27 protein-coding genes are annotated in these 26,859 nt (G+C 41.7%); 21 read left to right on the top strand and 6 right to left on the bottom strand.

The annotated features are described in order from the left end of the window. The first annotated feature begins 129 nt into the window (after positions 1-129). Positions 130-930: an ElyC/SanA/YdcF family protein gene (locus AB4160_RS11780; protein WP_102475685.1), complete on the top strand. Its 801-nt coding sequence runs from the start codon at positions 130-132 to the stop codon at positions 928-930. Continuing rightward, positions 923-1,615: a DUF2982 domain-containing protein gene (locus AB4160_RS11785; protein WP_372004734.1), complete on the top strand. Its 693-nt coding sequence runs from the start codon at positions 923-925 to the stop codon at positions 1,613-1,615. The genes AB4160_RS11780 and AB4160_RS11785 overlap by 8 nt, the downstream gene beginning before the upstream one ends. 170 nt (positions 1,616-1,785) lie before the next feature. Here AB4160_RS11785 and AB4160_RS11790 read toward each other — a convergent pair whose 3' ends face one another. The 3 genes from AB4160_RS11790 to galE all read right to left on the bottom strand — a co-directional run bounded on the left by AB4160_RS11790 (position 1,786) and on the right by galE (position 4,038). Then, positions 1,786-2,214, bottom strand: a complete 429-nt coding sequence (locus tag AB4160_RS11790; RefSeq protein ID WP_102437747.1) for a polymer-forming cytoskeletal protein — start codon at positions 2,212-2,214, stop codon at positions 1,786-1,788. Between the two features lie 196 nt (positions 2,215-2,410). Next, a complete protein-coding gene (gene napF / locus AB4160_RS11795; RefSeq protein WP_102519031.1) occupies positions 2,411-2,905 on the bottom strand; it encodes a ferredoxin-type protein NapF in 495 nt (164 codons plus the stop codon). A gap of 119 nt (positions 2,906-3,024) precedes the next feature. Further along, a complete protein-coding gene (galE, locus tag AB4160_RS11800; protein WP_102437743.1) occupies positions 3,025-4,038 on the bottom strand; it encodes a UDP-glucose 4-epimerase GalE in 1,014 nt (337 codons plus the stop codon). 407 nt (positions 4,039-4,445) lie between these two features. Between galE and phhA the strand changes: the two genes are divergently transcribed. The 6 genes from phhA to AB4160_RS11830 all read left to right on the top strand — a co-directional run bounded on the left by phhA (position 4,446) and on the right by AB4160_RS11830 (position 10,092). After that, on the top strand, positions 4,446-5,249 hold the full coding sequence (gene phhA / locus AB4160_RS11805; protein ID WP_102437741.1) for a phenylalanine 4-monooxygenase: 804 nt from the start codon (positions 4,446-4,448) through the stop codon (positions 5,247-5,249). Positions 5,250-5,331: 82 nt separating this feature from the next. After that, positions 5,332-5,670 carry a 4a-hydroxytetrahydrobiopterin dehydratase gene (locus AB4160_RS11810; RefSeq protein WP_102437739.1) on the top strand — a complete coding sequence of 113 codons (339 nt, stop codon included), beginning with the start codon at positions 5,332-5,334 and terminating at the stop codon, positions 5,668-5,670. Positions 5,671-5,873: 203 nt separating this feature from the next. Further along, positions 5,874-7,412, top strand: coding sequence for a transcriptional regulator TyrR (tyrR, locus tag AB4160_RS11815; RefSeq protein ID WP_102437737.1), 1,539 nt, complete (start codon positions 5,874-5,876; stop codon positions 7,410-7,412). Between the two features lie 363 nt (positions 7,413-7,775). Continuing rightward, positions 7,776-8,762, top strand: coding sequence for a fumarylacetoacetate hydrolase family protein (locus tag AB4160_RS11820; RefSeq protein ID WP_076539825.1), 987 nt, complete (start codon positions 7,776-7,778; stop codon positions 8,760-8,762). 95 nt (positions 8,763-8,857) lie between these two features. Further along, entirely contained in the window at positions 8,858-9,508 is a 651-nt protein-coding gene (maiA, locus tag AB4160_RS11825; protein ID WP_372004738.1) for a maleylacetoacetate isomerase, read from the top strand. 32 nt (positions 9,509-9,540) lie between these two features. Continuing rightward, positions 9,541-10,092, top strand: coding sequence for a nucleotidyltransferase family protein (locus AB4160_RS11830; RefSeq protein ID WP_102437731.1), 552 nt, complete (start codon positions 9,541-9,543; stop codon positions 10,090-10,092). Positions 10,093-10,192: 100 nt separating this feature from the next. Here AB4160_RS11830 and AB4160_RS11835 read toward each other — a convergent pair whose 3' ends face one another. After that, positions 10,193-10,438 carry a hypothetical protein gene (locus AB4160_RS11835; protein ID WP_372004741.1) on the bottom strand — a complete coding sequence of 82 codons (246 nt, stop codon included), beginning with the start codon at positions 10,436-10,438 and terminating at the stop codon, positions 10,193-10,195. Between the two features lie 39 nt (positions 10,439-10,477). Further along, entirely contained in the window at positions 10,478-11,578 is a 1,101-nt protein-coding gene (locus AB4160_RS11840; RefSeq protein ID WP_241900941.1) for a hypothetical protein, read from the bottom strand. Between the two features lie 440 nt (positions 11,579-12,018). Between AB4160_RS11840 and ompW the strand changes: the two genes are divergently transcribed. Continuing rightward, the gene (gene ompW / locus AB4160_RS11845; protein WP_102437727.1) at positions 12,019-12,663 is read left to right on the top strand and encodes an outer membrane protein OmpW; all 645 of its coding nucleotides are present in this window, start codon (positions 12,019-12,021) and stop codon (positions 12,661-12,663) included. A 75-nt stretch (positions 12,664-12,738) separates the two neighbouring features. On the opposite strand, the gene AB4160_RS11850 is transcribed toward ompW, so the two are convergent. Continuing rightward, the gene (locus tag AB4160_RS11850; RefSeq protein ID WP_372004743.1) at positions 12,739-13,479 is read right to left on the bottom strand and encodes an SDR family NAD(P)-dependent oxidoreductase; all 741 of its coding nucleotides are present in this window, start codon (positions 13,477-13,479) and stop codon (positions 12,739-12,741) included. Positions 13,480-13,605: 126 nt separating this feature from the next. Between AB4160_RS11850 and AB4160_RS11855 the strand changes: the two genes are divergently transcribed. From AB4160_RS11855 to AB4160_RS11910, 12 genes are all read left to right on the top strand, one after another. After that, entirely contained in the window at positions 13,606-14,016 is a 411-nt protein-coding gene (locus AB4160_RS11855; RefSeq protein WP_102437723.1) for a YbaY family lipoprotein, read from the top strand. A gap of 49 nt (positions 14,017-14,065) precedes the next feature. Further along, entirely contained in the window at positions 14,066-15,010 is a 945-nt protein-coding gene (gene metA / locus AB4160_RS11860) for a homoserine O-succinyltransferase (RefSeq protein WP_102532228.1), read from the top strand. Positions 15,011-15,395: 385 nt separating this feature from the next. Next, positions 15,396-16,598: an acetyl-CoA C-acyltransferase gene (locus AB4160_RS11865; protein ID WP_102437719.1), complete on the top strand. Its 1,203-nt coding sequence runs from the start codon at positions 15,396-15,398 to the stop codon at positions 16,596-16,598. Between the two features lie 210 nt (positions 16,599-16,808). Then, entirely contained in the window at positions 16,809-18,302 is a 1,494-nt protein-coding gene (locus tag AB4160_RS11870; RefSeq protein ID WP_372004746.1) for a CoA-acylating methylmalonate-semialdehyde dehydrogenase, read from the top strand. A gap of 242 nt (positions 18,303-18,544) precedes the next feature. After that, positions 18,545-19,702 carry an acyl-CoA dehydrogenase family protein gene (locus AB4160_RS11875; RefSeq protein ID WP_102475676.1) on the top strand — a complete coding sequence of 386 codons (1,158 nt, stop codon included), beginning with the start codon at positions 18,545-18,547 and terminating at the stop codon, positions 19,700-19,702. 141 nt (positions 19,703-19,843) lie between these two features. After that, positions 19,844-20,959: an enoyl-CoA hydratase/isomerase family protein gene (locus tag AB4160_RS11880; RefSeq protein ID WP_372004749.1), complete on the top strand. Its 1,116-nt coding sequence runs from the start codon at positions 19,844-19,846 to the stop codon at positions 20,957-20,959. Between the two features lie 72 nt (positions 20,960-21,031). Continuing rightward, positions 21,032-21,940 carry a 3-hydroxyisobutyrate dehydrogenase gene (gene mmsB, locus AB4160_RS11885; RefSeq protein ID WP_102437711.1) on the top strand — a complete coding sequence of 303 codons (909 nt, stop codon included), beginning with the start codon at positions 21,032-21,034 and terminating at the stop codon, positions 21,938-21,940. Between the two features lie 87 nt (positions 21,941-22,027). Next, positions 22,028-22,786: an SDR family oxidoreductase gene (locus tag AB4160_RS11890; protein ID WP_076539852.1), complete on the top strand. Its 759-nt coding sequence runs from the start codon at positions 22,028-22,030 to the stop codon at positions 22,784-22,786. Between the two features lie 376 nt (positions 22,787-23,162). After that, complete coding sequence (locus AB4160_RS11895; RefSeq protein ID WP_102437762.1) at positions 23,163-23,363, top strand: hypothetical protein; 201 nt, start codon at positions 23,163-23,165, stop codon at positions 23,361-23,363. 190 nt (positions 23,364-23,553) lie between these two features. Continuing rightward, positions 23,554-24,504: a M14 family metallocarboxypeptidase gene (locus tag AB4160_RS11900; RefSeq protein ID WP_241904128.1), complete on the top strand. Its 951-nt coding sequence runs from the start codon at positions 23,554-23,556 to the stop codon at positions 24,502-24,504. Between the two features lie 121 nt (positions 24,505-24,625). Beyond that, a complete protein-coding gene (locus AB4160_RS11905) occupies positions 24,626-24,970 on the top strand; it encodes a hypothetical protein (protein ID WP_102437760.1) in 345 nt (114 codons plus the stop codon). Positions 24,971-25,136: 166 nt separating this feature from the next. Next, positions 25,137-26,729, top strand: a complete 1,593-nt coding sequence (locus tag AB4160_RS11910) for an ABC-F family ATPase (protein ID WP_102437707.1) — start codon at positions 25,137-25,139, stop codon at positions 26,727-26,729. Positions 26,730-26,859 lie beyond the last annotated feature (130 nt).

A 26,859-nucleotide genomic window follows, 5' to 3' on the forward strand; every position in this document is an offset into this window, starting at 1 on the left:
ATGGAATTAGACCAGAACAACATTCCCTTAAGCCAACACGCAGGCTTAATTGCAGATTGCTTGCGCTTCAAATAGTAATCTTGGCTGCGACAAGCTAAAATATCGTTTCATTAAAAACTGGGTATCTCGATGTTTTGGCTTAAAAAAATCTTATCTCAATTGGTTATGCCTATTCCGCTGACATTATTACTGCTGTTATTGGCGATATTTGTGTTCCGCAGCCAATCCCAGCGATTGAAAACCTTAGGGCAAAGCGCTTTAATCGCGGCTTTCGCTATTTTATTGCTATTGAGTAATTCGCAATTTAGTGCAGGGTTAGCAGCTAGTTTAGAGTCCCAATATCCAGTGAATAACTCCCCGTTAACCCTTGTTTATCAATCGGGTACTGTCCCCAATGCGCAGCAAGCCTGTTATGTGATGGTGCTGGGTTCAGGTCACACTGAAAATGCTAATCGAGCTGCGGTGCAGCAGTTATCATCGACAGCATTAGCAAGATTATCAGAAGGCGTAAGGCAGCTAAAACTTGCAGATAATCGTTGCCAGTTGGTGGTCAGTGGTTGGAGTGGCGGCTTAACGCCAACCCCCCATGCTGAAATTATGCAGCAAGCGGCGATTGAGCTGGGCGTGCAAGCAAGCCAAATAGTGACGTTTGCTGATGCGCTAGATACCATTGAAGAAGCTAAATCTATGGCTGAGTTAATTGCCAATAAGCCTTTTATATTGGTTACCTCTGCCACCCATATGCCGCGCTCAATGAAGATTTTTACCACACTTGATTTAAACCCCATCGCCGCGCCGACTAATTTTATCAGCTCACCGGGTTATTGGTGGCGCTTTAGTGCTGAAAATCTGTATATATCCCAGCGTGCAATTCACGAGTATGTGGGCATGTTATGGCTAACCATAAAAGGATTATTAACTGATGTCTGATCCCAGCCAACATGAGCGCTCAGAGCCATTGTTTATCGCGCCGCATAATAAGCGCAACGGCATTAGTTTAACCATTGCTGGTGGCATTGCGGTATTTATCAGCTTGATATTATTTATCAACAACAAAAGCCTATTTGGTGTCGGTATGGTGTTTTTTGCCGTTGGCAGTGTAGGGCTAGTACTAGGTGTTGCCAAAATAAATCAGCCGAAAGCCAGTTTTAAATTATCTGCAGCAGGATTTGATTATTATCATGGCCGCGGCACAGTGCACGTAGCTTGGGATAATGTGCAGCGTATTGACGTGTCACGGGTGACCCAAAATCTTGAGTTAATTGAACTGCCGTATATTGGCATTAAACTCAAACACATCAATCCGATTTTAGATTGTATCTCCCCAAGGTTAGCCACCGGGTTATTGACTGAGCAGCGGCCGTTACTCATGACAGCAGCGACTCAAGATGAAGACTTACAAAGCCTTGAAACCTATGTCGGCGCTGAATTTACCCCATTCGTGGTTAATGGTGAGCGTTATCGTGGCGTATTAGCCATGTTTGGCCATCGCTGCCAAACCTTAGATGCTCAACTAGGGTTTCACCTTTATTTATCTATTGATAGCCTAGATAGAGCGCCAGCGGAGTTTGTCAGCTTACTGCGGCAATGGCAGCAGCAATCTATTAAGCCCTAAAGCGATTATTTGTAGATATTGCTAACTTATAGCCAAAGCGCTAATTAAAAGTGCTTACAAAAAGAGATGTGTTTAATTATTAAATAATAACTTATTGAACGAATGCCAAACGTCGATGTTTGGCATTCGTTTTAAATATTCATGAAGGATAAGCCAAACGCTGAAATTGACTATGCCGATACAGCTGCAGTGAGTTGAGGCTTTTCTTTTTCAGTTTCAACAGTGGAAACCAATTTTTCATTATTTTCTAATGCTTTGCTTTGTTTATCGTAAGCTTTTCGATAACCAAGGAACTGACCGTTATCTAAAATTTCCATACGCTTACTGTACACTTCACCATCAAAAGTTCCGGTATTGGTAATGGTGAGTTTTTCGCAATTAATATTACCTGTCATTAAGCCAGAAACCGTCGCTTCCACACAAACAACACCACCGGTGACAACCCCAGTAGCTTCAACCGTTATGTTACCAGAAGCGCGAATTTCGCCATCAACTTTCCCTGCAATAAGTACGTCGCCGTTAACTTTGATATTACCGCTTAATTCACAATCATTGGCAATAAAACTCAGGTTACTTGTGGGACTTTTTTTACTAAACATATTCGCTCTCTTTATGCATTTTTGACCGCAATGACCAGGATAATTATGCGGTTAAATTTATTTTGTTGTTAGTATTTAACATTTAATATAGCGACAATTAATCGCAAAAAAAACAATTAAATTTTGACTATTAAGACTTTTTTGACTACCAAGACTTATTGACACAGTTTATTGATACAGCTTAGCTAAAACAGCATTAACTCGTAACGTTAAGCTCAATGACACTGATAGAAGCTGATGGGCAGGGGGCAACACAAGCGCCGCAGCCTGTACAAGCCTCAAGATCAATCATAGGTTTGGGTACTTGGCCAATGGCCATCTTAAAGCTTATTGCTGCGGGATCGCAGGCATCTTTACAGCTTTGACACCATACGCCTTGATAGGTTAAACAGCTGTCATTGACGCTGGCTTTTATGTTCCAAGGCGTGAGTTGAGAAAGATCAAAAATGGGCTCTTTGCATACTGTGGCGCATTGCTGACAGAATGTGCACTCGTCGTTTGTGAATGATATTTCAGGAAAACCACCATCACCTTTAATGATTACCTTAGTTTCGCAGGCATCGATGCAGGCATTACAGCGAGTACATTCGTCAGTGAACTCAATATCAGACTTAACCCAAGGCGGTCTTTGGGCATCAATTTTACGTCTGCGAAATAGGTTTCTGCGGCTGTGATTGACTGACTGACTCATACTTCTTCCACTATTTTTGGCTAACAATAACAAGGCTAACATTAATGAGACTAAAGTTAGCTAGTAAATATCTACAGGGCTTAAATAAATAGGCTCAAAAAACTATGTCAACTAACCCCTTAACTTCGGTAGCCGTCAGGATTTTTAGATTGCCAATGCCAGCTAGATTCAACCATGGTTTCAAGGGACAGCTCAGCGTGCCAATCTAATGCCGTTTTCGCCTGAGACACGTCAGCAAAGTATGCCGCAAGATCGCCCTCTCTACGAGCACTAAAGCAATAGGGTATCGCTTTACCGGTTATTTGCTCAAAGGTATTAATAATTTCGATAACGCTGTACCCACGGCCTGTGCCTAAATTGTAGGTGGCAATGCCTGAATTACTGTTGAGCTTAGCTAATGCTTTTAGGTGGCCTTGGGCTAAATCAACCACATGGATGTAATCTCGTACACCTGTGCCGTCAGGGGTAAGATAATCATTACCAAACACCTGTAATTCTTTTAGCTTGCCCACAGCCACTTGGCATATATAAGGCATAAGATTATTCGGAATATCGCTAGGATCTTCACCGATCAGTCCGCTTGGGTGAGCACCAACTGGGTTGAAGTAGCGTAAAATAGTGATATCCCATTGATTATCAGCAGTATGTAAGTCAGCCAGTAGTTGTTCCACCATCAGCTTTGACTGACCATAAGGGTTCGTGGCTCCGGTTGAATCGGTTTCTTTAATAGGCAAGCCATCAGGGATGCCGTATACCGTAGCTGAAGAGCTAAAAACTAACTTTTTCACCTGATGTTCCGCCATGACTTGGCACAAAATTATTGTGCCGGTGACATTAGTTTCATAATACTGCAATGGCTTACACACTGAATCAGCCTCCGCTTTTAAACCAGCAAAATGAATTACTGATTCAATGACATGATCAGTAAATATTTTATGTAATAGCGCTTTATTTAGCACACTGCCTTGATAAAAAATGCAGCTTTTACCGGTAATTTGTTCAATGCGAGATAAGGCGATGACATTGGCGTTGGATAAATTATCGACAATGATAACCTGTTGATTAGCATTTAACAGTTCAACTACAGTGTGGCTTCCTATATATCCGGCTCCGCCAGTGACTAAAATTGCCATGAAATGTCCTTAACTGTGGATGACATAAAATTGAATGCAAAAATGACAGTCTACTTAAAAGTTTAACTATAGCGCCAAAGTAAAGCGAGTTAATTGCTTGGATTTTATTCTACTTAAGTTATCAAGCTCACTAAAAAAGGTATCAAGCTTTAACCTGTTTAAAGCTTAAAAGTTTTATCCATTGACTTAAGACAGAATCGGGAGATGAGTTGTTGGCCACTTTGTAATTTAAAGGTGGCAGTTTATATGACTAATTTTATTAAGTTAAGTTTAGTAGAAACTGCTAATGTAGCGTTTTGTTTACGAATTGTACTGTCAAATCACTGAAGAATAAAACCCCAAGCAGTTAACAAAATGTGATCCTTAGCACACTATGAAGGGAGTGAAGTTTACGTAAAGTGGCACTTATGAGCAAAGTAACAAATTACACCGCGAAGATCCCTGATAGTCAGGGTTACATCCAATATACCGATGAAGAACATGACATTTGGCATCAGTTATATCAGCGCCAAGTGAACAATATGCCAGGCAGAGCTTGCGAGGCATATATGCATGGCCTTGATGCTTTAGCTATGCCCACGAATCGGGTACCGCAATTAAAAGAAATCGATAAGGTGTTACTTGCATCTACAGGCTGGCAAACTTCAGGAGTGCCGGCACTTATTTCATTCGGTAAATTTTTTGAATTGTTGGCCAATAAGCAGTTTCCTGTGGCGACCTTTATTCGCTCAAAAGAAGAGTTCGACTACCTACAAGAACCTGATATTTTTCATGAAATATTTGGTCATTGCCCGTTATTAACCAATCCGTCATTTGCACATTTTTCGCATATTTATGGCCAATTAGGTTTGGCGGCATCTAAAGAAGAACGGGTGTTTTTAGCGAGATTATATTGGTTTACGGTCGAGTTTGGTTTAATGAAAGCCAAAGATGATCAACTTAATATCTATGGTGGCGGTATATTAAGCTCGCCAGGTGAAACCTTATACGCATTAAGTGATAAACCGGAGCGTAAGCCTTTTGAGCTACTGGATGTGCTGAGAACCCCATATCGAATAGATATTATGCAGCCGATTTATTACGTTATCGACAATATCGACTTTTTAGATGAAATCACTCGAATGGATATTATGGCTGAAGTCGCTAAAGCACGGCAGCTAGGTTTGTTTGCGGCTAAATTTGCCCCAAAACCCAACCCAATAGCCGTTTAGGGACTCGTTAAAACTAGTCATTCATTTATACATTAATAATATAAACACCAGATTAAACTAGTGTGATAATACAGGAGCTGTTATGTCAGATTTATCCGAACTAAAATGTGAGGCTTGCCAAATAGATGCCCCAAAAGTAACCGAGCAAGAGCTGGTTGAATTTAGTCAAATGGTACCCCAGTGGACCGTTGAAAACCGTGATGGTATTAATCAATTAGAGCGAGTTTTTAAGTTTAAAAACTTCAAACTGGCGATGGAATTCACCAATAAACTCGCTGATGTTGCTGAAGCTGATTTTCACCATCCGGGGATCTTAACTGAATGGGGCAAAGTGACAGTGACTTGGTGGTCACATTCCATTAAAGGTCTTCATAAGAATGATTTCATTATGGCGGCGAAAACCGACCAGTTAATTAACTAAAATCTTAGTTAATCATATCAGCAGGTTACGTTAACGTAACCTGTTTTAGCACGTCCTCTGTTACAATTATGCTGTAAACAACACTTGCCACGCGCCCGATAACCTTTTAACGTATCGCTCACAAATTAAGAAGGGCACCCTGACATGGTCAGAATCGAGTCCTCGGATATTCCAGAAAACAATATAATAGGGAATAGTTGTTTATGCGTTTGGAAGTCAGTTGTTTAGATCGTATCGGCCTTGCGAAAGATATTCTAGAAGTGCTAGAAAACTATGGCATTAACTTAATTGCAATTGATGCCAGCAATAGAGGCTTTTTGTACCTACAGTTTGCCGAAATTGGCTTTGAAACCTTAAGTGAATTAATGCCTTTAATTCGCAAAGTAGAAAGCGTCCATGATGTTCGTACCGTATCGTTTATGCCCTCCGAGCAAGAACATTACGCGCTCAAAACCTTATTACAAACCCTGCCAGACTCCGTTTTTTCAATTAATGCTAAAGGCCGTATTCGTATTGTTAATGAATCCGCATTATTAACCCTTAATATGCAAGAGCATGAAGTGATTGATGAATCGCTTAATCATTGGGTGCAAGGATTTAACTTTTCTCGCTGGTTAACTGAAGCCCCTGTATTAGCGCAAGCCACTCGGGTGCAAATTGGTAATAATGAATATTTAGCCGAAATGCTGCCTATCTATTTACCTGATGAAAACAATGCCAGTATTTTAGCGGGCGCGGTGGTGTCGCTAAAATCACCAGCCCGTGTCGGTAAGCAATTTAATGCGCTGCAAAATCAAACCACAGGCTTTGATAATGTGTTGGCCGTTAGCGATAAAATGAAAGATGTGCTTAAACAAGCCAAACGTATGGCCCAACTGGATGCACCGTTATTAATAACTGGTGAAACGGGTACTGGTAAAGAGTTGATGGCCAAAGCGAGCCATGATGCCAGTATGCGCCGAGAGCACGCCTTTATTGCTATTAACTGCGCTGCATTACCAGATAGCGTGGCAGAAGAAGAATTGTTTGGCTTTGTGTCAAATGGCCAAGTGGTAAAACGTGGCTTGTTTGAAGAGGCGAAAGGTGGCACTGTTTTCTTAGATGAAATTGCCGAAATGTCAAAAGCTGCTCAAGTAAAACTATTGCGTTTACTACAAGATGGCACTTTTAGACGCATTGGCGGCGATGAAGAAGTGCGCGCTGATGTACGTATAATTTGTTCTACCCAAAAGAACTTGGCAGAACTGTGCCAATCAGGTGAATTCAGAGAAGATCTTTACTATCGCATTCATGTACTTAGTTATCACATGCCGTCGCTCCGTGAACGTAAAGTGGATGTTATTCCGCTCACTGAAATGTTTTTAGAGCATTATAGCCAGCAGTTATCGAGTCCATTACGACGTATTTCAGCATCATGTCGGGACTACTTGTTCACCTATGCCTGGCCAGGTAATGTGCGTCAGCTTAAAAACGCTATTTTTAGAGCGGTATCGATGTGGGATGGCTCGGCAGAACTAACCGTTGAGCAACTTAAGTTACCTTCTTATGCTGAAGGCTTTGGCTACTTTGATGAAGAGTTTGAAGGCAGCTTAGATCAAGCCATGAAAGAATATGAGGCGAGCTTATTAAGGCGCTTATATCCAGCTTATCCAAGTACCCGTCAATTAGCTAAAAAGCTGGGGGTTTCTCACACCGCTATTGCTAACAAGCTGCGCGACTACAAAATATCTAAAAAACGTTAATTAATCGTAGCGGTTCTTTTTTAGTGTAACGATTTCATGCCATCAAAATGTCAGTAAGCCACTGGCATTTTGAGGTTTACCAGCCTGAGATCCGCATTCTGATACTGGGATCTCATTCTGTATTGAAACCTTTACAATTTAACTCTCAAGCAAACAAAGTGTGATTTATCTCACGCTATATTAATTCGGTTAAGCTTAGGGTATTTGTATCGTTAACAACGCTATTTTAGTTGTTATTACTCAGCATAGGCGCTTTACAGGTAGCATATTTGATTTAATCGAATTGCCAAGCCAGTTAGCACGTCTTGTAATCACATTGTCTTGAGTAGTAGCAACATTATTTGTACCCATCTAGGAGTCAAAATGAAACTTGCAAGTTATAACAACGGTCGCCGTGATGGCCAACTGATGTTGGTCAGTAAAGATTTAACCAAAGCCGTTGCCGTACCTGCTATTGCGCATACTATGCAGCAATTATTAGATGCTTGGGATTTATTAAACCCGCAATTACAAGAATTATATGAAGCATTAAATGCCGGTATGATGGACAACGCCGTTGATTTTGATGAAGCTAAATGTTTATCGCCATTGCCTCGTGCATATCAATGGGCTGATGGCAGTGCATACGTCAACCACGTTGAATTGGTTCGTAAAGCGCGCGGCGCAGAAATGCCAGCAACGTTTTGGACTGATCCATTAGTATATCAAGGTGGCTCAGATTGCTTTATCGCGCCAAAAGCCGATATTGAAATGGCCAGTGAAGAGTACGGTATTGATTTCGAGTCAGAAATCGCAGTGGTCACTGACGACGTTAAAATGGGCGTAGATGCAGATAACGCTGCCCAGCACATCAAATTATTGATGCTAGTGAATGACGTATCGTTACGTAATCTTATACCTGGGGAGTTAGCGAAAGGGTTTGGCTTTTTCCAATCAAAGCCTTCAAGTGCGTTTTCGCCAGTGGCGATTACCCCTGATGAATTAGGTGACAGATGGCAAGATAGCAAAGTGCACTTACCATTGGTAACTCATTTAAATGGTGATTTATTTGGTCGTCCTAATGCGGGCGTAGATATGACGTTTAACTTTAGTCAATTGGTCGCTCATGTTGCTAAGACCCGTCCATTGGCAGCGGGAGCTGTGATTGGTTCTGGTACTATTTCAAATTATGATCGCAGTGCCGGTTCTAGCTGTTTAGCTGAAAAACGCATGCTAGAAATCATTGCAGACGGTAAAGCTTCAACGCCATTTATGCGTTTTGGCGATACAGTAAGAATTGAAATGTTTGATGATCAAGATAACTCAATCTTTGGTTCTATCGATCAAAAAGTGGTTGAATACAAAGCTTAAATAAGTGTTTGCTGTGATAAAAAGCAATAGCGTCTAACGTTATTGCTTTTTTTATATCATCAATGCTAACTCAGTTAATTTGATAAGGATATACAATGAAATTATATGGTTATTGGCGCTCCAGTGCGGCATATCGGGTGCGTATCGCGCTTAATCTTAAGCAGCTGGATACAGAGCAAATTTCAGTGCATTTAGTCAAAAATGGCGGTGAGCAGCATAGTGATATGTTTGCCCAATTGAACCCACAGCATTTGGTTCCGGCATTGGTTGATGAAGATGACCATGGAGAGTTTAATTTAACCCAGTCATTGGCAATTATTGAGTATTTAGAAGAGCAATATCCGCAATATAGTTTATTGCCACAAGGCGCTAAAAATAGAGCCGTAGTGCGTGCCATGGCGCAATTGATCGCTTGTGAAGTTCACCCACTGGACAACTTACGGGTATTACAGTATCTCGTTAATGACATGGGCGTATCTGAAGAAGACAAAATGAACTGGTATCATCATTGGATCCATTTAGGTTTTGCGGCGCTAGAAAAGCAATTAGCTGTTCACTCTGGTAAATTTAGTTTTGGCGACAGTCCAAGCTTGGCAGATATTTGTCTTATCCCTCAGGTTTACAATGCCTATCGCTTCAACGTAGATTTATCTGCATACCCTAATATTGTGCGGATTTGGCATACATGTCAGGCTCACCCAGCCTTTGCTGCAGCTGCGCCTGAGCAGCAAGATGATGCCAGTTAACCCAGCATTTTTTAGATAAGCTCGAGTAAAATATGGACTATGAAGCTCAGTTAAAAAATTGGATTGTAGCAGACAAGATGCGCATTAGTGCCTTGCAGCAAGTTGCAGCGCTTTTTACTGAGCTTAATATTACAGATTGGTACATTGCTGCAGGGTTTGTGCGTAATTTAGTGTGGGATAAACAGCATCAAATAGCGCCCAGTGCGTTAACTGATATTGATGTGATTTATTATTGCAGCAAACAAACCTGTGCCTATCGTGATAAGTTAATCGAAAAAGCATTATCTGAGCGGATAAAACTGCCTTGGTCGGTGAAAAACCAAGCCAGAATGCATAAAAGGAATCATCACCCAGCCTATACATCAACCCTTGATGCGATGTGTTATTGGCCTGAGCAACAAACAGCGGTAGCGGTAAAACTGGATAATGATGGCAAGTTAGTGCTAAAGGCATTATTTGGTTATGAAAACCTATTTAGCCTATCGGTGAGCTATAACCCCAATGCCGATAAACATGTGTTTATGGAGCGTGTTGCCAGTAAACCTTGGTTTAAGCAATATCCTAAGCTTTCACTTGAGCTCTAACCTCCCCGTAACCCCTTGTCATTTATCACTAGTCAATTAGCTCTTGAGTTTAAGTTATAGCCTTTAGCTGCACCTTTTATGTCATTTTTATGTCATTTTTTTATGTCAGCTTTAACACTTGTGAATGTTTTGCAGTGGCATTTTCATGGAAAATATCATCAAGATAACCAGCAAGCTCTGTTTCTTTAAGCTCAGGTGGAATGATGACCTCATGGATGCGCGATCTAAGCCCGGTGCCTGAATCACGAAACAGTAGCCATTGGGGCTGATCACTTTGTCTATCTTGGGGCTTAATTGACAAGGACTTACCAAACACATCAAATTTTATAAATTTTTCATTCATCATCTTGTCCTCTTGGCGGTGGTTTAGCTAATCGGCATAGAGTTAAATATTTTGAAATAAAAACTCTATGGTAAAGGTTAGCACCACTTGATTGATGCGCACTTCATCATCTTCTTTAGTCCAAGTATATTCAGGCGTGATGGCAAAAAACAACCAATCTCGGACAAAGTTTTGTCGGTAAGTTAAGCCAATTTTTGCACTATCAATATATTTATAGGGCTGGTCGACGCCGTGTATGTGGGCTTGATAACTAATGGCTTGTTTATCACTGATATATTGATATAACTGCAGACCTGAGCCTAGCTCCCAACCATTATCGTTAGTTTCATATTGGAACGCAGCACTCCAGCGCAATAAAAAATCATCGTTAAAAGAGTGTTCAATATCGAATTCAGTAGACTCACCAGTGAGATTTTTCTCTTGATACAGCTTTTGGGTGATGCGGCTGATGGTATTTTCTGAAATAGGATAGGTATAGCGATAACGAGCTTCGATTTTAGGCTTAAAACTGAGCTTTATATTAAAACTACTTCTATTTCGAGCTAGCCAGTCATAGCGTAAGCTAAATTCCCTGTCGTTGTTATCGTCAGGGCTGCGTATAAATGAAAATGGATCATCTTCTCCAGTTGAATCAAAAATGAGTTTTAGCTTTTTAGTGACTCCAGGTAAATTAACCCGCGCATTGACGTTAGCATGATATTTAAAACCTTCTTTTTCATAATAGGAAAAATCATTATACCAACGGACAATCGTGCCAGCTCTGGCATCATCTTCAATGCGATCATCGACAAAGAAGCTGTCAAACCAAATGGCCGGTTGGCAGAATTTGGTGTTGAGATAATCAAAAGCCTTATCAATTTTCTCATCAGTTTGTGAACGGCTATAACAAGCTGATGGCTCGACTTCATCATCTGACTGGGTTTCATTCAAAGGTGATTTTTTGTCGGTGATGGTCTTTTCAGAGGTAGGCTTATCATCAGAGATGGGCTCATTATCAAAGATAGCTTTAGCGATGTCCTTGGGCTGTGATGCAGCTAAATCAGCTGCAATAAACAGCGTGAGGCTAAACAGTGATGTTATCCATATTTGTGTCATTGAAAGATAATTACAGCCTATAAACAAAGGTAAAGGTATTTTGTTCAAGGGTAGCACCTTTGTAACAACAATTGAGGGGTTTATCTTTTAATCATTGGCAGCGGCGTTTATTTTATGAGTCTTTTTATAGACAGGCTTTAATAGGCAGAATTTTTATAGGATTGCTTAACAAGCAATACCGCTATTAAATGTTACAAAAAGGTAAATGGTTATTGCTTAGTTAATATCAGGCTCATGCTTTGCTCATGAAAGTGCCTGGTTAAAAAACCAACGTTTTCATCAGTTAAACTGGCATTTTAAAAGTTTCTTAGTAGACAAAGTTCAAGCTAAATGTGATCTAAGTCAATAAAGCGTTATACCTAGTTTGATGTAAATGGCTTTGTTGATCTGGATCAAGATTGTTAAAGGTTTTATCTGGCAGTGTAGCGGCAATTGTTAAAGGTGTTTATCGAAAGCGCTAATTATGTTGTACACATGGAGTTGTCATAATGAATAAAAAAATAGCCCTTAGTCTAGTTGCTGCCAGTTTATTATCTGCAGGTGTTTCTTCAGCTGCGGTTGCTCATCAAGCTGGTGATTTTATCTTTCGTGTTGGTGCGGTAGCGGTTGTGCCAAATGAGTCTAGTCCAGTTGTTGCTAATGTTGCAGAGTTTACAGTCGATGATAATACCCAAGTCGGCTTAAACTTTGGTTACATGCTAACTGATAATTGGGGTTTAGAATTATTGGCAGCAACTCCTTTTAGTCATGATGTTTCTCTTGGTGAGTTAGGTAAAATTGCTGAAACTAAGCATTTACCACCAACCTTAGTGGCGCAGTATTACTTTGGTAATGGCCAATCTAAATTACGTCCTTACATTGGTGTTGGTGTTAACTTTACTAACTTTTTTGATAACGAGTTTACCAATGACTTAGACGGCGCATTAACTGATTTAAGCATGAGTAACTCTTGGGGCTTAGCGGCACAAGTTGGGCTTGATTATCAATTTAATGATAACTGGTTAGTAAATGCATCGGTTTGGTACGCTGATATCTCAACGGATGTTAAATTCAATTTAGGTGAAGATGCTATTTCAGTTGAAACTGATATTGACCCATGGGTATACATGGTCAGCATTGGTTACACCTTCTAATATTTGAAAAATATTTAGAGCAAAAAAACAGGAGCTAGGCTCCTGTTTTTTTATGTGAGCTAATAACGGAATAAGCTACTTTTTCTTTTTAACCTTCCAATGGCGAGTATTATAAATAAACTCAGGTAAAAGTAAGGTTAACCAAGCCACTAAGCGCCAGCGTTTAGTGACATAGACTTTGCGCTTGCCTTTTTGCATCGCGCTGACAATTTGTTTAGCCACTTTTGGCAATGGCGGCAACCACAGTTTACTTTTCTGCATTGCAGCTTTATCCAATAGGCCTAGCTGAATATCGGTAATAGTGATTGGTAACTTTAATCGCTGCGCATGCATGCTTAAGCCTTCAAGGTAATTTTCTGCAAAGGCTTTTGATGCATGATAGGTCACACTTGGGCCGCCACGTAAACCGGCAATAGAGTTGATTGCAGCAATTTGACCATAGCCTTGCTCGCGCATTAATCGAAAGGTGGTATTACAAATTGCGGCAAAACCACGCACATTGACGTCAATGATATCTTGTTCGATTTCCCAAGGCAGTGCTTCACTGTAGGCATTAAGTCCAGTATTCACTAACACTAAATGCGCGCCTTCAAGGCTTAACCATACTTTTTCAAGCTGGCTGATAATGGCTGTTGGATTTTCAATATCTAACGGTAGCACATCAACTTTTGTCGGTAAGCTTGCGGCAAACTCGGCCATGGCATCGGGATCTTGTACAAATAGCACTAGAGAAACTTTCTGCTCGGCTAATTGACGGGCGATTTCTTTACTAAGGTGTGAGCTAGCGCCCACTATTATTGCGTTTGCTGTAGTCATGTGCTTTTAGACGACGAAATGATGGCCTATGATAAAAACAACTGCGAGGGATAACAAGCAAGAATATTATTCAATATGAGACGTATAGACTTCTAGAAGTCTTAATGTATTATAAGGACAGGATATATGAACATCATCAAAGCATTTATCAGCAAAGCATGTATTTCTTTAATGCTGCTAGGCGGATTATTCGGCTGCAGCTCTGTAGATCATTTAGTGTCTATAAGTGGTGATGTGAGTTATCGCGAGCGCATGGCATTGCCAGACAACGCAATACTCACCGTGCAAGTGAAGGATGTGTCTTTGCAAGATACCAAAGCGATTGTTATCGCTGAAAAAGTGTACCAACAAGTGAGCGCGCCGCAAGCATTTGAGTTTCAAATAGCTGCAGACCAATTTATTGTTGGTCATAGTTACTCAATTGGGGCGCGAATAGAAGTAAATGGCAAGCTGTGGTTTATCAATACGCAAGCGTATAGCATTGATGTCAATGAGACACAGCCCATAAATGTGATTGTTAATAAAGTTGGTGGTTAGGCTTATCATGCCTATGCACCGATTTATTTTGTATTAAAAAGGTGCTCCTATGCCGGTTAGAATTCCAGATGATTTACCTGCAGCTGAAATCTTAGAGTCTGAAAATATCTTTGTGATGTCGGAAACTCGCGCTGCAAATCAAGATATTCGACCTATGCGGGTATTAATTCTAAATTTAATGCCCAATAAAATTGAAACCGAAACCCAGCTATTGCGCTTATTAGGTAATACCCCGCTGCAAGTGGATGTTGACCTATTGCGTATTCATGACAAAGCATCTAAGCATACTTCTGTCGATCATATGAATGCTTTTTATCGGGATTTTGAAGCGGTTAAAACGAACAATTATGATGGGTTAATTATTACCGGTGCGCCACTTGGGCAGCTGGATTTTGAAGATGTGGTGTATTGGGATCACATTAAAGAAATTATTGATTGGTCTCAAGAACATGTTACTTCAGTATTGTTTCTATGCTGGGCGGCGCATGCAGGTTTGTTTCATTTATATGGTATTAATCGCAGTTTACTTGAGCAAAAGCGTTCGGGGGTGTTTAACCATAGTCGTACCAACGAGCCGCATCCATTACTACGCGGTTTTGATGATGAGTTTTTTGCGCCGCATTCACGTTATGCTGAAGTGAATATTAACGATTTACACCAACATTCTGATGTTGAAGTGCTAGCTGAATCTGCTGAAGCTGGGGCCTATATTGTGCTTAGCCGCAATAATCGTAACCTGTTTGTGATGGGGCATCCTGAGTATCAAAAACCTACTTTAAATGATGAATATCAGCGAGATGTTGGCTTAGGTATCAACCCTAATATACCGAGCAACTACTATCGTGATAATGATCCAAGCCAAGAGCCCATTGCTCGCTGGCACAGTCATGGCAGTTTGTTAGTGAGCAACTGGCTTAACTACTATGTTTACCAGCTTACGCCTTATGATTTATCAGATATGAGCGCAAGAACGCCGTGGGAATTGAAAAGCTAATCACAGATTGATTAAGGTGTTTAAACAAAATATGGCGTAAATTCGGCCAAACATCATGCTACAAGTATTAATAAAAAGGGCGATATCGTTTTCGATATCGCCCTTTTTTATGGCAAATCTCCTCAAAAACACCTTGATAATTTAACGCTGGCTATGACTTTTTTAGTGGGATTTATTACATTTTAGCTATTTTAAATCAGGGCTTTACGCTTGATGTAAATCTTCAGTGACACTCATAAAATATTCACTATTGATAATCACATTCAAACCACTTGCTTTACGTTAGCGTAAACGTCAGAGTGTAACTATTATTTTATAGTTGAACTAGATCACATTTTTGCTGATTTTGTCCGCTTACTTACCAGCAGTTTAGACCGGAGAAGTTATGAGTACAGACCAATCACCCCAAGATATTGTCATTGTTGCAGCTAAACGCACCCCAATGGGGGGCTTTCAAGGCGCACTATCAGCCGTACCAGCGCCAACCTTAGCGGCTAATGCAATTAAAGGCTTAGTCAATCAAACTCAAATCAATACTGATTTAATTGATGAAGTGTTTATGGGTTGTGTATTACCGGCAGGCTTAGGTCAAGCGCCAGCAAGACAAGCGACATTGGGCGCTGACCTACCTTTGAGTGTTGGCGCAACAACCGTGAATAAGGTTTGTGGTTCAGGCATGAAAACCGTGATGTTAGCTCATGATGCAATTAAGTCTGGCAGCAGCGAAGTGGTTATTGCTGGTGGTATGGAAAGTATGAGTCAAGCGCCATATTTACTTGATAAAGCGCGCGGCGGTATGCGTATGGGGCATGGCAAAGTGTTAGACCATATGTTTCTTGATGGATTAGAAGATGCCTACACTGGCGGCGCTATGGGCACATTCGCGCAAAAAACTGCAGATGATTTCGGCCTCACCCGAGAGCAAATGGATAACTTTGCCTTAAGCTCACTTGAAAAAGCCAATAAAGCGATTGATTCAGGTGCGTTTAAAGCTGAAATTGTGCCAATTACCATTGCAAATCGCCGTGGAGATGTGACCGTTGATACCGATGAGCAACCTGGCAATGCCCGCCCTGAAAAAATCCCGACATTGCGCCCCGCATTTACTAAAGACGGCACCATTACCGCCGCCAACTCAAGCTCGATTTCTGATGGCGCCGCAGCAGTAATGCTAATGACCCGAGAAAAGGCAGCGTCATTAGGCTTGGAAGTGATGGCCACGATTAAAGGCCATAGCACTCACTCACAAGAGCCATCAATGTTTACCACAGCGCCAGTGGGCGCGATGAACAAATTATTCGACAAGGTTAACTGGGCAAAAACAGATGTTGATTTATTTGAAATCAACGAAGCCTTTGCCATGGTGACCATGTTAGCAATCCAAGAGCTACAACTTGATGCCAATAAAGTGAACATCTATGGCGGAGCGTGTGCATTAGGTCATCCAATTGGTTGTTCTGGCGCCCGTGTATTAGTGACCCTCATCCATGCGCTACAAGCTAAAGGTTTGGCTAAAGGCACAGCTAAAGGTGTGGCGTCATTATGTATTGGCGGCGGCGAAGCAACTGCTATGGCGATTGAAGTTTAACCTCGTTGTAATTGATTAAGATTTAACAAGACTCGTTGTTAATTGCGTCACTTTTGATGTTGGCGTTATTAACAACAAATAAGCACCAGTGAAGGCTATGGCAAAGAATCATCATAGAGTGATGCTAACAATAACAGCTGGGTTGGTGCTTATTATTACTCAAGAGCTTTGGGGCTCAACAATAATCTGTAACAGGATTTAGGAAGCAAGATGACCATACAAGTTAAACATTATATTGCCGGTGAATTCACCGAAGGTACAGGTAGTCAAAACATTGATGTTACTAACCCAGCTAACAACAGCGTTATTGCCAATATTAACGCTGCAACGGTTGCAGAAGTTAATCAAGCCATAGACAGTGCAAAACAAGCATTCACTACGTGGAAAGAAGTACCTGTGTCAGAGCGTGCTCGCGTAATGCTCCGTTATCAACACCTTTTAAAAGAGCATCACGATGAAATCGCCACTATTCTGGCCCAAGAAACCGGTAAAACCTTTGAAGATGCAAAAGGTGATGTTTGGCGTGGTATTGAAGTGGCAGAGCATGCTTGTAATATCGCCTCAATGTTAATGGGCGAAACCGTTGAGAATGTGGCGCGTAATATTGATACTTATAGCTACACCCAGCCATTAGGGGTGTGTGCGGGTATTACCCCGTTTAACTTCCCGGCGATGATCCCGTTATGGATGTTCCCGTTAGCGATTGCTTGCGGTAATACCTTTATTTTAAAGCCTTCAGAACAAGATCCAATGACGCCGCAGCGTTTAGTTGAATTGTTTGTTGAAGCGGGCGCGCCCAAAGGCGTGCTGCAGCTTATTCATGGTGATAAAACCGCGGTGGATATTTTGTTGGCAGATCCTGCCATTAAAGCGATTTCATTTGTTGGTTCTGTGGCTGTAGGGCAATACATTTACAAAACGGGTACTGATAACTTAAAGCGTGTTCAAGCCTTTGCTGGCGCGAAAAACCACTGCGTGATCATGCCTGATGCTAATAAGCAGCAAGTGATCAATAACATGGTTGGCGCATCAGTTGGCGCTGCTGGTCAACGTTGTATGGCGATTTCTGTGGCAGTGTTTGTTGGCGCTGCTAAAGAGTGGATCCCAGAGCTTAAAGAAGCACTAGCAAAAGTACGCCCAGGTTTATGGAATGATGACAATGCCGCCTATGGCCCAGTTATTAGCCCCGCTGCCAAAGAGCGTGTACTTAAGCTTATTGCCCAAGGTAAAGCTGAAGGCGCGGACTGTTTACTCGATGGTAGCGACTTTACGGTTGAGGGCTATGAGTCAGGTAACTGGATTGGTCCAACCATGTTCGACAAAGTCACTACCGATATGAGCATTTATAAAGAAGAGATCTTCGGTCCTGTTTTGTGCTGCATGGAAGCTGACAACCTTGATGACGCCATTGAGTTAGTCAATAACAGTCCATATGGTAACGGCACTTCAATTTTTACCGCATCCGGCGGCGCAGCGCGTAAGTATCAACACCACATCGAAGTGGGCCAAGTGGGCATTAACGTGCCAATTCCTGTGCCATTACCATTCTTCTCATTTACCGGTTGGAAAGGCAGTTTCTATGGCGATCAGCACGCTTACGGTAAACAAGCGGTGCGTTTTTACACTGAAACTAAAACCATCACTTCACGATGGTTTGATGACGAAGTGGTGAGTGGCCCGAATATGAGCATCAATCTTAAGTAAATGTACTGGTCTTCTGATGGGAGAAGACCAGTTAATTATTCAGACAAGCAAACCACAAGACTCACTTAATGATCACTGTGCGTGTAACCAAATAGCGTGTAACTAAAATGCGGTTAGCTATAAGCATTTAGTAAAAATCAGTTTGCAAAAGTCACTCAGTTTTTGCAAACACGCTCACATAAAAGCACAGGATTGTTTAGCCATAAAATGACCTAAAGAGTCATAGTAAAAGGATTAACACCATGGACTTTAATTTAACCGAAGACCAACGCCAATTCGCAGAATTAGCCCGTCAATTTGCCGCAGATGAGCTGGCACCCTTTGCCGCAAAATGGGATGAAGAGCATCACTTTCCAAAGGATGTAATTCACAAGGCTGGCGAGCTAGGTTTTTGCTCTTTGTATTCGCCTGAGTCAGAAGGTGGAATGGGGCTAAGCCGATTAGATTCGTCGATTATTTTTGAAGAGTTATCACAAGGCTGCACAGCAACTACCGCCATGTTGACTATTCATAATATGGCCACATGGATGGTCACCACTTGGGGTAGTGAAACATTGCGCCAGCAGTGGTCTGAAGGTCTAACCACAGGTCGATTACTCGCATCATATTGTCTAACAGAGCCGGGTGCAGGCAGTGACGCTGCATCACTTGCGACTAAAGCGGTTCGTGATGGTGATGATTACATCATTAATGGCTCAAAAGTGTTTATTTCTGGTGCGGGTGAAACTGAGCTATTAGTAGTGATGTGCCGTACAGGCGAAGCGGGCGCAAAAGGTATTTCAGCTATAGCTATTCCAGCAGATACTGCTGGTGTAAGCTATGGTAAAGCCGAAGATAAAATGGGCTGGAATGCCCAGCCAACACGTTCAATAACCTTTGAAAATGTCCGCGTGCCAGTGGCTAATTTACTCGGTGAAGAAGGCCAAGGTTTCACTTTTGCCATGAAGGGCCTCGATGGCGGTCGTATTAATATCGCCACTTGTTCTATCGGTACAGCGCAAGCTGCGCTGAGCCGTGCCACAGAATACATGAATGAACGTAAGCAGTTTGGTAAGCCCATTGCGGCATTTCAAGGATTACAGTTTAAGTTAGCTGATATGGCGACAGAGTTAGTCGCTGCAAGGCAGTTGGTGCGCTTAGCTGCTTTCAAATTAGATTCAAAAGATCCAGAAGCCACAGCTTACTGCGCAATGGCAAAACGATTTGCTACCGACATTGGTTTTCAAGTGTGTGATAACGCCCTGCAACTTCACGGCGGTTATGGCTATATTCGTGAGTACCCATTAGAGCGTCATTTTAGAGATGTGCGGGTACATCAAATTCTTGAAGGCACTAATGAAATCATGCGCTTAATTATTGCTCGTCGTTTGCTAGATGAAAATGCGCACGCTATTTTGTAACAGTTACTAGCCAAGCGCTTTATGTTGGCTAATGAAATTAGCCAACATGGGTATTTACCCTAGTCGCAATGATAGCTTGGATTACCGGAAAATAAGCCTTAATAAGCTGTAAAACAATATACTGAATTGGAATAATAGCTAATGACTCAAGATGTAATATTTCAAACTCTAGGGACCCTGTCTGGTAAATCAATTGGGGTGGTAACCCTTAATATTGAAAAGGCCTTAAATGCCTTGAATTTAGACATGGTCAATGCCATGACCAAGCAGCTGCTTGCTTGGCAGCAAAATGATGATATTGCTTTTGTTGTGCTTGATGGCGCAGGGGATAAAGCCTTTTGCGCTGGCGGTGATGTCAGGGCGATTTACCATGCATCGATTGCTAATCCTAATACCATGACTGCAGAAGCATGCGATTTTTTCACCCAAGAGTATCAATTAGATTATTTACTACATCAGTATGGTAAACCAGTGCTGGTGTGGGGCGATGGCATTGTTATGGGCGGCGGTTTAGGGCTAATGGCGGGTGGCAGTCACCGAGTGGTGACAGAGCGAAGCCGCATTGCCATGCCTGAAATATCCATAGGTTTGTACCCTGATGTAGGCGGCAGTTATTTCTTAAATCGTATGCCGGGTAAATTAGGCTTATTTTTAGGCTTAACCGCTTATAACATGAACGCCGCCGATGCTTTGCATGTTGGACTGGGCAATCACTTTTTAGCAAGCGATGATAAACAGCCGTTATTTGATGCCCTTGCTGACGTCAGTTGGAGCGATGATGCTGAGTTAAATCATCAGCAGCTAAGTATGGTGTTAAATACCCAGCAACAAAATACCACAGCTAAAATAGGCCAAAGCCCACTTGAGCAATTTCAAACTGAGATTGATCAATTAATGGCGGGTGAAATTGAAGAGGTGCATCATCAACTCACCAGTTTAGACACTGAATTAGATTGGCTTAAACGGGCTCAAAAAACGGCTTTAAAAGGTAGCCCATTAAGTTGGTTTTTAATTTTTGCTCAAGCCAACTTAGGTACGAATAAAACATTAGCAGAGTGCTTTAAGTGGGAGCTAGGTATTAGCGTCAATTGCTGCTCCTATGGCGATTTTTGTGAAGGGGTAAGGGCATTACTCATTGATAAAGATCGCAATCCACAATGGCGATTTAGTCATGCAAGTGAAGTGACCGCAGAAGCAGTGACCCAATTGCTGACATCACCTTGGCAAGCCGATGACCATCCGTTAAAAGGCATCTAAGTAAAAGGCATCTAAGTAAAAGGCATCTAAGTAAAAGGCATCTAGCTAAAAGACATCTAAAAGGAATTTATCATGGCAACAGTAGCATTTATTGGTTTAGGTAATATGGGCGGCCCAATGGCAGCCAATTTAATTAAAGCAGGCATGACAGTCACGGTATTTGATTTAGTACCAGCGGCGGTTGAGGCATTAACTAAACAGGGCGCGTTAAGCGCAAAAACCGCTTGCGGCGCAGCGGCAGCAGCAGATTATATCATTACCATGTTGCCTGCAGGTAAGCATGTACACAGTTTATATATTGGCGATGATGACAACAAAGGCTTACTGGATGTGGTCGCTAAAGATGCCATATTAATTGATTGCTCCACCATAGATGCAGGCACGGCGCAAACGGTTGGGGCACAAGCTGCAGCCAAAGGCATTGAGTTTATGGATGCGCCAGTGTCAGGCGGCACAGCGGGCGCAGCTGCTGGCACACTAACATTCATTTGTGGTGGCAGTGATAACGCCTATGATAAAGCGCAAACAGTATTAACGGTTATGGGGGCTAATATTTTTCATGCAGGTGCGGCAGGCGCAGGCCAAATTGCCAAAATCTGTAATAATATGCTGTTATCAGTATTAATGGTCGGCACCAGTGAATCTTTGCAGCTAGGTATTGATAATGGTTTAGACCCTAAAGTGTTATCTGATATCATGAAAGTCAGTAGCGGTGGCAACTGGACCCTCGAAAAATACAACCCGTGCCCTGATGTAATGGACAATGTGCCTTCTTCAAATGATTATCAGGGCGGCTTTATGGTTGATTTGATGGTGAAAGATTTAGGCTTGTCACAGCAAGCATCGCTGGCATCGAATTCCAGCACTCCTATGGGGGCATTGGCGCGCAGTTTATATGTTAACCATGCCCGTCAAGGCAATGGTCGCCGTGATTTTTCAAGTATTTTTGAACAGTTTGCTAAAGCAGATGAAGATAAATAACAGCTGCTTGAAGGCTGGTTGAGCCATTCAACCGCGCCGGAATGTGAGTATGCAAAACACTAAATAAATAGAGAAAGGATCCAGTTAATGGAAATTAAAGATAAAGTTGTTGTCATTACTGGCGGTGCAGGTGGGTTAGGTCTGGCTATGGCGCAAGAGTTTGCCGCCCAAGGCGCAAGATTAGCACTTATCGATGTTGATCAAGAAAAGCTAGAACGTGCTTGTGCTGATTTAGGTGCAAGTACTGAAGTGCAAGGCTATGCGTTAGATATCACCGATGAAGAAGATGTGGTGGCGGGGTTTAATTTCATCCGTGAAGATTTTGGTCAGGTTAATATTCTTATCAACAACGCTGGGATCTTGCGTGATGGCTTAATGGTTAAGGCAAAAGATGGCAAGGTTACTGACCGTATGTCATATGAGCAATTCCAGTCAGTTATCAATGTCAACTTAACCGGTACTTTCCTGTGTGGGCGTGAAGCTGCGGCTGTGATGATTGAAACCGCGCAGCCTGGGGTGATTATTAATATCTCAAGTGTCGCTAAAGCAGGCAACATGGGTCAGTCTAACTACTCAGCTTCTAAAGCGGGTGTGGCTGCCATGAGCGTAGGTTGGGCGAAAGAACTAGCCCGTTATAATATCCGTAGCGCAGCGGTAGCACCTGGTGTGATTGCCACTGAAATGACCGCAGCAATGAAACCAGAAGCCCTAGAGCGAATGGAGAAAATGGTGCCAGTTGGGCGTTTAGGTCAAGCTGAAGAAATCGCATCAACGGTTAAATTTATCGTTGAGAATGATTACGTTAATGGCCGTGTGTTTGAAATTGATGGCGGTATTCGCCTTTAAGTCGCATTAGCGATAACAATATTAGTCGCATTAGCGATAACAATATTAGTCGCAGTAGCGATAATAATATTGGCTCATTAATAGTATTAATCCCTGCCGGTTTTCTGGTAGGGATTTTTTGTTTTTGAACCGCAAGTATGCGCACACAAGATTATAAGTGTTTATTTATATTGGTTAATTTAGGTGGCGGGTTACAGCTTAGGCGAGCACAAAAGCAAAGAGATAAGTTTTTCTGGGTTTCTAAAAATGTTACCCTGTGGTTATATTTTTTGCCTTAGTTTATTTCAATCGAAATAAAGCTGCATCTCGGCAGTGCTCAATGACAGTAAGGATAGTTGTGAATATTGTACGCTTAGAAAGTTTGATGAAAAAAGTCATGTTAGTGGTGGGCATTATTGGGGTTATCGTCATGTATGGCGGCTTTTTGTATTTCTTTTTTAGTGGCGTACCAACAGCAGCATTACCTTGGTTTTTATTAATTTGCCCATGGGTTTGTATTTACTTTGGCCTAACGAAAACACAGCAAATTGCCAGTCTTAGTTGGCTTAAAAACAAATTTACCTTTACCAATAAATAACTCCTCGCGTTATAACCGCAACAGGCAGATAGCTTATTTTATTGGCGGCAATGGGTATTTAGCCCTAATGGCAGTTTTTCGTTACTGACGTTTGTGGTTATCATTTACCTAGCTGCGAACACCCTGTTATCCGCAAATGAACCACCACTTAAATAGAAATTGTGCTGACATTGCGATAGGATTCAAAGCAATGAATAAGAGAAAGACAGCAAATAAGGTATTTTTTATGTCAAGTTTCCCCATTGGCACCCCAGGCAAACCTTGGAATGCACAAGAAAAGGCCCAGTGGCTTGCCCAAGTAACCATTAAACGTAGCTATCAACAAGAAGTGCTAACAAAATTAGCGCCTTTAGCCTCACGCTTTGAACAAGTGCAATATGGTGCTCTAGCTTATGATGCCGACAAATATCCGCTATTTGCATTTAAATCTAAACATTGGGATAGCAGCAAAAAAACTATCTTAGTAACTGGCGGTGTTCATGGTTATGAAACCAGTGGCGTACATGGCGCGATTCAGTTTTTAGCGACTCAGGCTGAGCATTACAGCCAATACTTTAATATTGCGGTAGCGCCGTGTGTGAGCCCATGGGGTTATGAAACAATTAATCGCTGGAACCCATACGCAGTGGACCCAAACCGTTCTTTTTATGCTGACAGCCCAGCCAATGAATCGGCAGATTTAATGGCATTTGTAGCTAGCCTTGGTGACGTTTATGCCCATATTGATTTGCATGAAACCACAGATACTGACGAGCTAGAATTTCGCCCCGCATTATCAGCTCGTGATGGCAAAGACTATGAAAAAGGCGTTATTCCAGATGGTTTTTATTTGGTTGGTGACTCAGAAAATCCAACTCCTGACTTTCAACAGGCGATTATTGAGTCGGTAGCCAAAGTAACCCATATTGCCCCAGATGATAATGGTCAGTTAATTGGTGTTGATATTGAGCAGTTTGGGGTCATTAACTACCCAACTAAAAAGCTTGGCTTATGTGCGGGGATGACAAACAATCACTATAATACCACCACTGAAGTGTATCCTGATAGCCCATTGGTCAATGACCAAGAATGTAATGATGCCCAAGTGGCAGCAATTACTGGTGGTTTGGATTATATTTTAACCCAGTTAAACTTAATCTAAGTCAGTGATTTATATCTAAGCCTCGAACGAAACTTCGAGGCTTTTTGTTGATTTGGCATTACAGTTAGCGTCATTGCCCTTACTACTCAAGCGAAAAGAAATGATTATTAGCCAAGAAGATATGCGCACAGCATTAAATGAATTAGATTGCCGTACCAATTTCACCATTAGTAATGTTACCGAATACATGCTGCCTAAGCTTAAAGAGCCGGTGTATTTACATATTGACAGCAACACTCCGGTACTCATTATTCGCCCGGCTTTTGAAGTGTTCTCTGGTGAGTTAGCCACATTAGACGGGGTACATGCACAATATGACTATCACCATAATGCGCAGATGACCCGTTTCCCGACTCGTCGCCATAAAAGCTTAAAAGAAAGCCACTATGGTTTAGCTTTTAAGTTTGAAACGGCTGAATCAGTTAAGTTGTTTATTACAAGATTAATCGAAATTGTGAAAGGCTAACGTTAGCTCAGTTTAGATTACATCTTGAGTTAATCATGAGTATAGCTACTGCAACAATCTGACAAATAGGCAAAAATAAATCAATCAATATTCTGGCTGTAAAGCTTGAGTCGAATAATGTATAATCGCGACAATTTTTCGTCCAAAAACTAATGGAATCTCCTACGTGATATACAGCAACAACATCACCATGCAGTTCGGCAGCAAGCCGTTATTTGAAAATATCTCTGTCAAATTCGGTGGCGGTAATCGCTACGGTCTAATTGGTGCAAACGGTTGTGGTAAGTCAACCTTCATGAAGATCCTTACTGGCGATCTTGAGCCAACAAGCGGTAATGTATCAATCGATCCTGGTGAACGTTTTGGTAAATTGAATCAAGATCAATTTGCTTATGAAGAGTTCTCAGTGGTTGATACCGTTATCATGGGCCACAAAGAGTTGTGGGAAGTGAAGCAAGAGCGTGACCGCATTTATTCACTCGCAGAAATGAGTGAAGAAGACGGCATTAAAGTCGCTGAGCTTGAAATGGAATTTGCTGAGATGGACGGTTATACCGCTGAATCTCGTGCTGGTGATTTATTAATGGGCGTAGGTATTGGTGTAGACCAGCACTTTGGCCTAATGAGTGAAATCGCACCAGGTTTTAAACTGCGTGTACTTTTGGCTCAAGCCTTGTTCTCTGATCCAGATATTTTGCTACTTGACGAACCAACCAACAACTTGGACATCGACACCATTCGCTGGTTACAAGAAATGCTTAACCAACGTAACAGTACCATGGTGATTATTTCCCATGACCGTTACTTCTTGAACTCAGTTTGTACCCATATGGCTGACATCGATTACGGTGAACTACGTGTTTACCCAGGTAACTACGATGAATACATGATGGCAGCCCAGCAAGCTCGTGAGCGTTTACAATCTGACAATGCTAAGAAAAAAGCCCAAATTGCTGAGCTACAAGGTTTCGTAGCACGATTCTCTGCTAACGCTTCAAAAGCTAAGCAAGCAACATCTCGTGCTAAGCAAATTGACAAGATTAAGCTTGAGGATATCAAGGCTTCAAGCCGTGTGAATCCGTTCATTCGTTTTGAGCAAGAAAAGAAATTATTCCGTAATGCTTTAGTGGTTGAGCAATTAGCGAAAGGCTTTGATAAGCCATTATTCAGCAAACTTGACCTGATGGTTGAAGTTGGCGAGCGTGTTGCTATCTTAGGTGATAACGGTGTGGGTAAAACCACCTTATTACGTACTTTAGTGCATGACATCCCGCAAGATGCAGGTACGGTTCAATGGTCTGAAAACAGTAACATTGGTTATTACGCGCAGGATCATGAAGCTGATTTTGCTAATGATATGACCTTATTTGACTGGATGAGCCAATGGCGTAAACCTGAAGATGACGACCAATCAGTACGTGGCATCTTAGGCCGCATGTTATTTGGCTCAGACGACATTAAAAAATCAGTTAAAGTGTTATCTGGTGGTGAAAAGGGTCGTATGTACTTTGGTAAGCTCATCATGCAAAAGCCAAATATCTTATTACTTGATGAACCAACTAACCACATGGACATGGAATCAATCGAGTCATTAAACAATGCATTAGAATTGTATGAAGGTACATTAATGTTTGTGTCTCATGACCGTGCATTTGTATCGTCACTAGCAACACGCATCATTGAAATTACTGCTGATGGCATCAATGACTTTAAAGGTACTTATGATGAGTTCCTTGCCAGTAAAGGCGTTGAAGGATAATTAATTAAAGTTTTTTACATTAAGCCGAAAACCTGTAAAGCGATTTACAGGTTTTTTTTTGCCTAAAAAAGATAATTATAAATTTTAGAATTTTAGAATACATATTTTAGAAAATCCTGTCGCTGTAGTT

This window comes from Shewanella sp. 10N.286.51.B8, assembly GCF_041469325.1.
In the GTDB taxonomy this organism is placed as follows: domain Bacteria; phylum Pseudomonadota; class Gammaproteobacteria; order Enterobacterales; family Shewanellaceae; genus Shewanella.

What these genes read in the sequence shown, in the direction of transcription:
- AB4160_RS11780 (WP_102475685.1), top strand. Translation starts at nt 130, where the DNA reads ATGTTTTGGCTTAAAAAAATCTTATCTCAATTGGTTATGCCTATTCCG.
- AB4160_RS11785 (WP_372004734.1), top strand. Translation starts at nt 923, where the DNA reads ATGTCTGATCCCAGCCAACATGAGCGCTCAGAGCCATTGTTTATCGCG.
- AB4160_RS11790 (WP_102437747.1), bottom strand. Translation starts at nt 2,214, where the DNA reads ATGTTTAGTAAAAAAAGTCCCACAAGTAACCTGAGTTTTATTGCCAAT.
- napF (WP_102519031.1), bottom strand. Translation starts at nt 2,905, where the DNA reads ATGAGTCAGTCAGTCAATCACAGCCGCAGAAACCTATTTCGCAGACGT.
- galE (WP_102437743.1), bottom strand. Translation starts at nt 4,038, where the DNA reads ATGGCAATTTTAGTCACTGGCGGAGCCGGATATATAGGAAGCCACACT.
- phhA (WP_102437741.1), top strand. Translation starts at nt 4,446, where the DNA reads ATGAGCAAAGTAACAAATTACACCGCGAAGATCCCTGATAGTCAGGGT.
- AB4160_RS11810 (WP_102437739.1), top strand. Translation starts at nt 5,332, where the DNA reads ATGTCAGATTTATCCGAACTAAAATGTGAGGCTTGCCAAATAGATGCC.
- tyrR (WP_102437737.1), top strand. Translation starts at nt 5,874, where the DNA reads ATGCGTTTGGAAGTCAGTTGTTTAGATCGTATCGGCCTTGCGAAAGAT.
- AB4160_RS11820 (WP_076539825.1), top strand. Translation starts at nt 7,776, where the DNA reads ATGAAACTTGCAAGTTATAACAACGGTCGCCGTGATGGCCAACTGATG.
- maiA (WP_372004738.1), top strand. Translation starts at nt 8,858, where the DNA reads ATGAAATTATATGGTTATTGGCGCTCCAGTGCGGCATATCGGGTGCGT.
- AB4160_RS11830 (WP_102437731.1), top strand. Translation starts at nt 9,541, where the DNA reads ATGGACTATGAAGCTCAGTTAAAAAATTGGATTGTAGCAGACAAGATG.
- AB4160_RS11835 (WP_372004741.1), bottom strand. Translation starts at nt 10,438, where the DNA reads ATGATGAATGAAAAATTTATAAAATTTGATGTGTTTGGTAAGTCCTTG.
- ompW (WP_102437727.1), top strand. Translation starts at nt 12,019, where the DNA reads ATGAATAAAAAAATAGCCCTTAGTCTAGTTGCTGCCAGTTTATTATCT.
- AB4160_RS11850 (WP_372004743.1), bottom strand. Translation starts at nt 13,479, where the DNA reads ATGACTACAGCAAACGCAATAATAGTGGGCGCTAGCTCACACCTTAGT.
- AB4160_RS11855 (WP_102437723.1), top strand. Translation starts at nt 13,606, where the DNA reads ATGAACATCATCAAAGCATTTATCAGCAAAGCATGTATTTCTTTAATG.
- metA (WP_102532228.1), top strand. Translation starts at nt 14,066, where the DNA reads ATGCCGGTTAGAATTCCAGATGATTTACCTGCAGCTGAAATCTTAGAG.
- AB4160_RS11865 (WP_102437719.1), top strand. Translation starts at nt 15,396, where the DNA reads ATGAGTACAGACCAATCACCCCAAGATATTGTCATTGTTGCAGCTAAA.
- AB4160_RS11870 (WP_372004746.1), top strand. Translation starts at nt 16,809, where the DNA reads ATGACCATACAAGTTAAACATTATATTGCCGGTGAATTCACCGAAGGT.
- AB4160_RS11875 (WP_102475676.1), top strand. Translation starts at nt 18,545, where the DNA reads ATGGACTTTAATTTAACCGAAGACCAACGCCAATTCGCAGAATTAGCC.
- AB4160_RS11880 (WP_372004749.1), top strand. Translation starts at nt 19,844, where the DNA reads ATGACTCAAGATGTAATATTTCAAACTCTAGGGACCCTGTCTGGTAAA.
- mmsB (WP_102437711.1), top strand. Translation starts at nt 21,032, where the DNA reads ATGGCAACAGTAGCATTTATTGGTTTAGGTAATATGGGCGGCCCAATG.
- AB4160_RS11890 (WP_076539852.1), top strand. Translation starts at nt 22,028, where the DNA reads ATGGAAATTAAAGATAAAGTTGTTGTCATTACTGGCGGTGCAGGTGGG.
- AB4160_RS11895 (WP_102437762.1), top strand. Translation starts at nt 23,163, where the DNA reads ATGTTAGTGGTGGGCATTATTGGGGTTATCGTCATGTATGGCGGCTTT.
- AB4160_RS11900 (WP_241904128.1), top strand. Translation starts at nt 23,554, where the DNA reads ATGAATAAGAGAAAGACAGCAAATAAGGTATTTTTTATGTCAAGTTTC.
- AB4160_RS11905 (WP_102437760.1), top strand. Translation starts at nt 24,626, where the DNA reads ATGCGCACAGCATTAAATGAATTAGATTGCCGTACCAATTTCACCATT.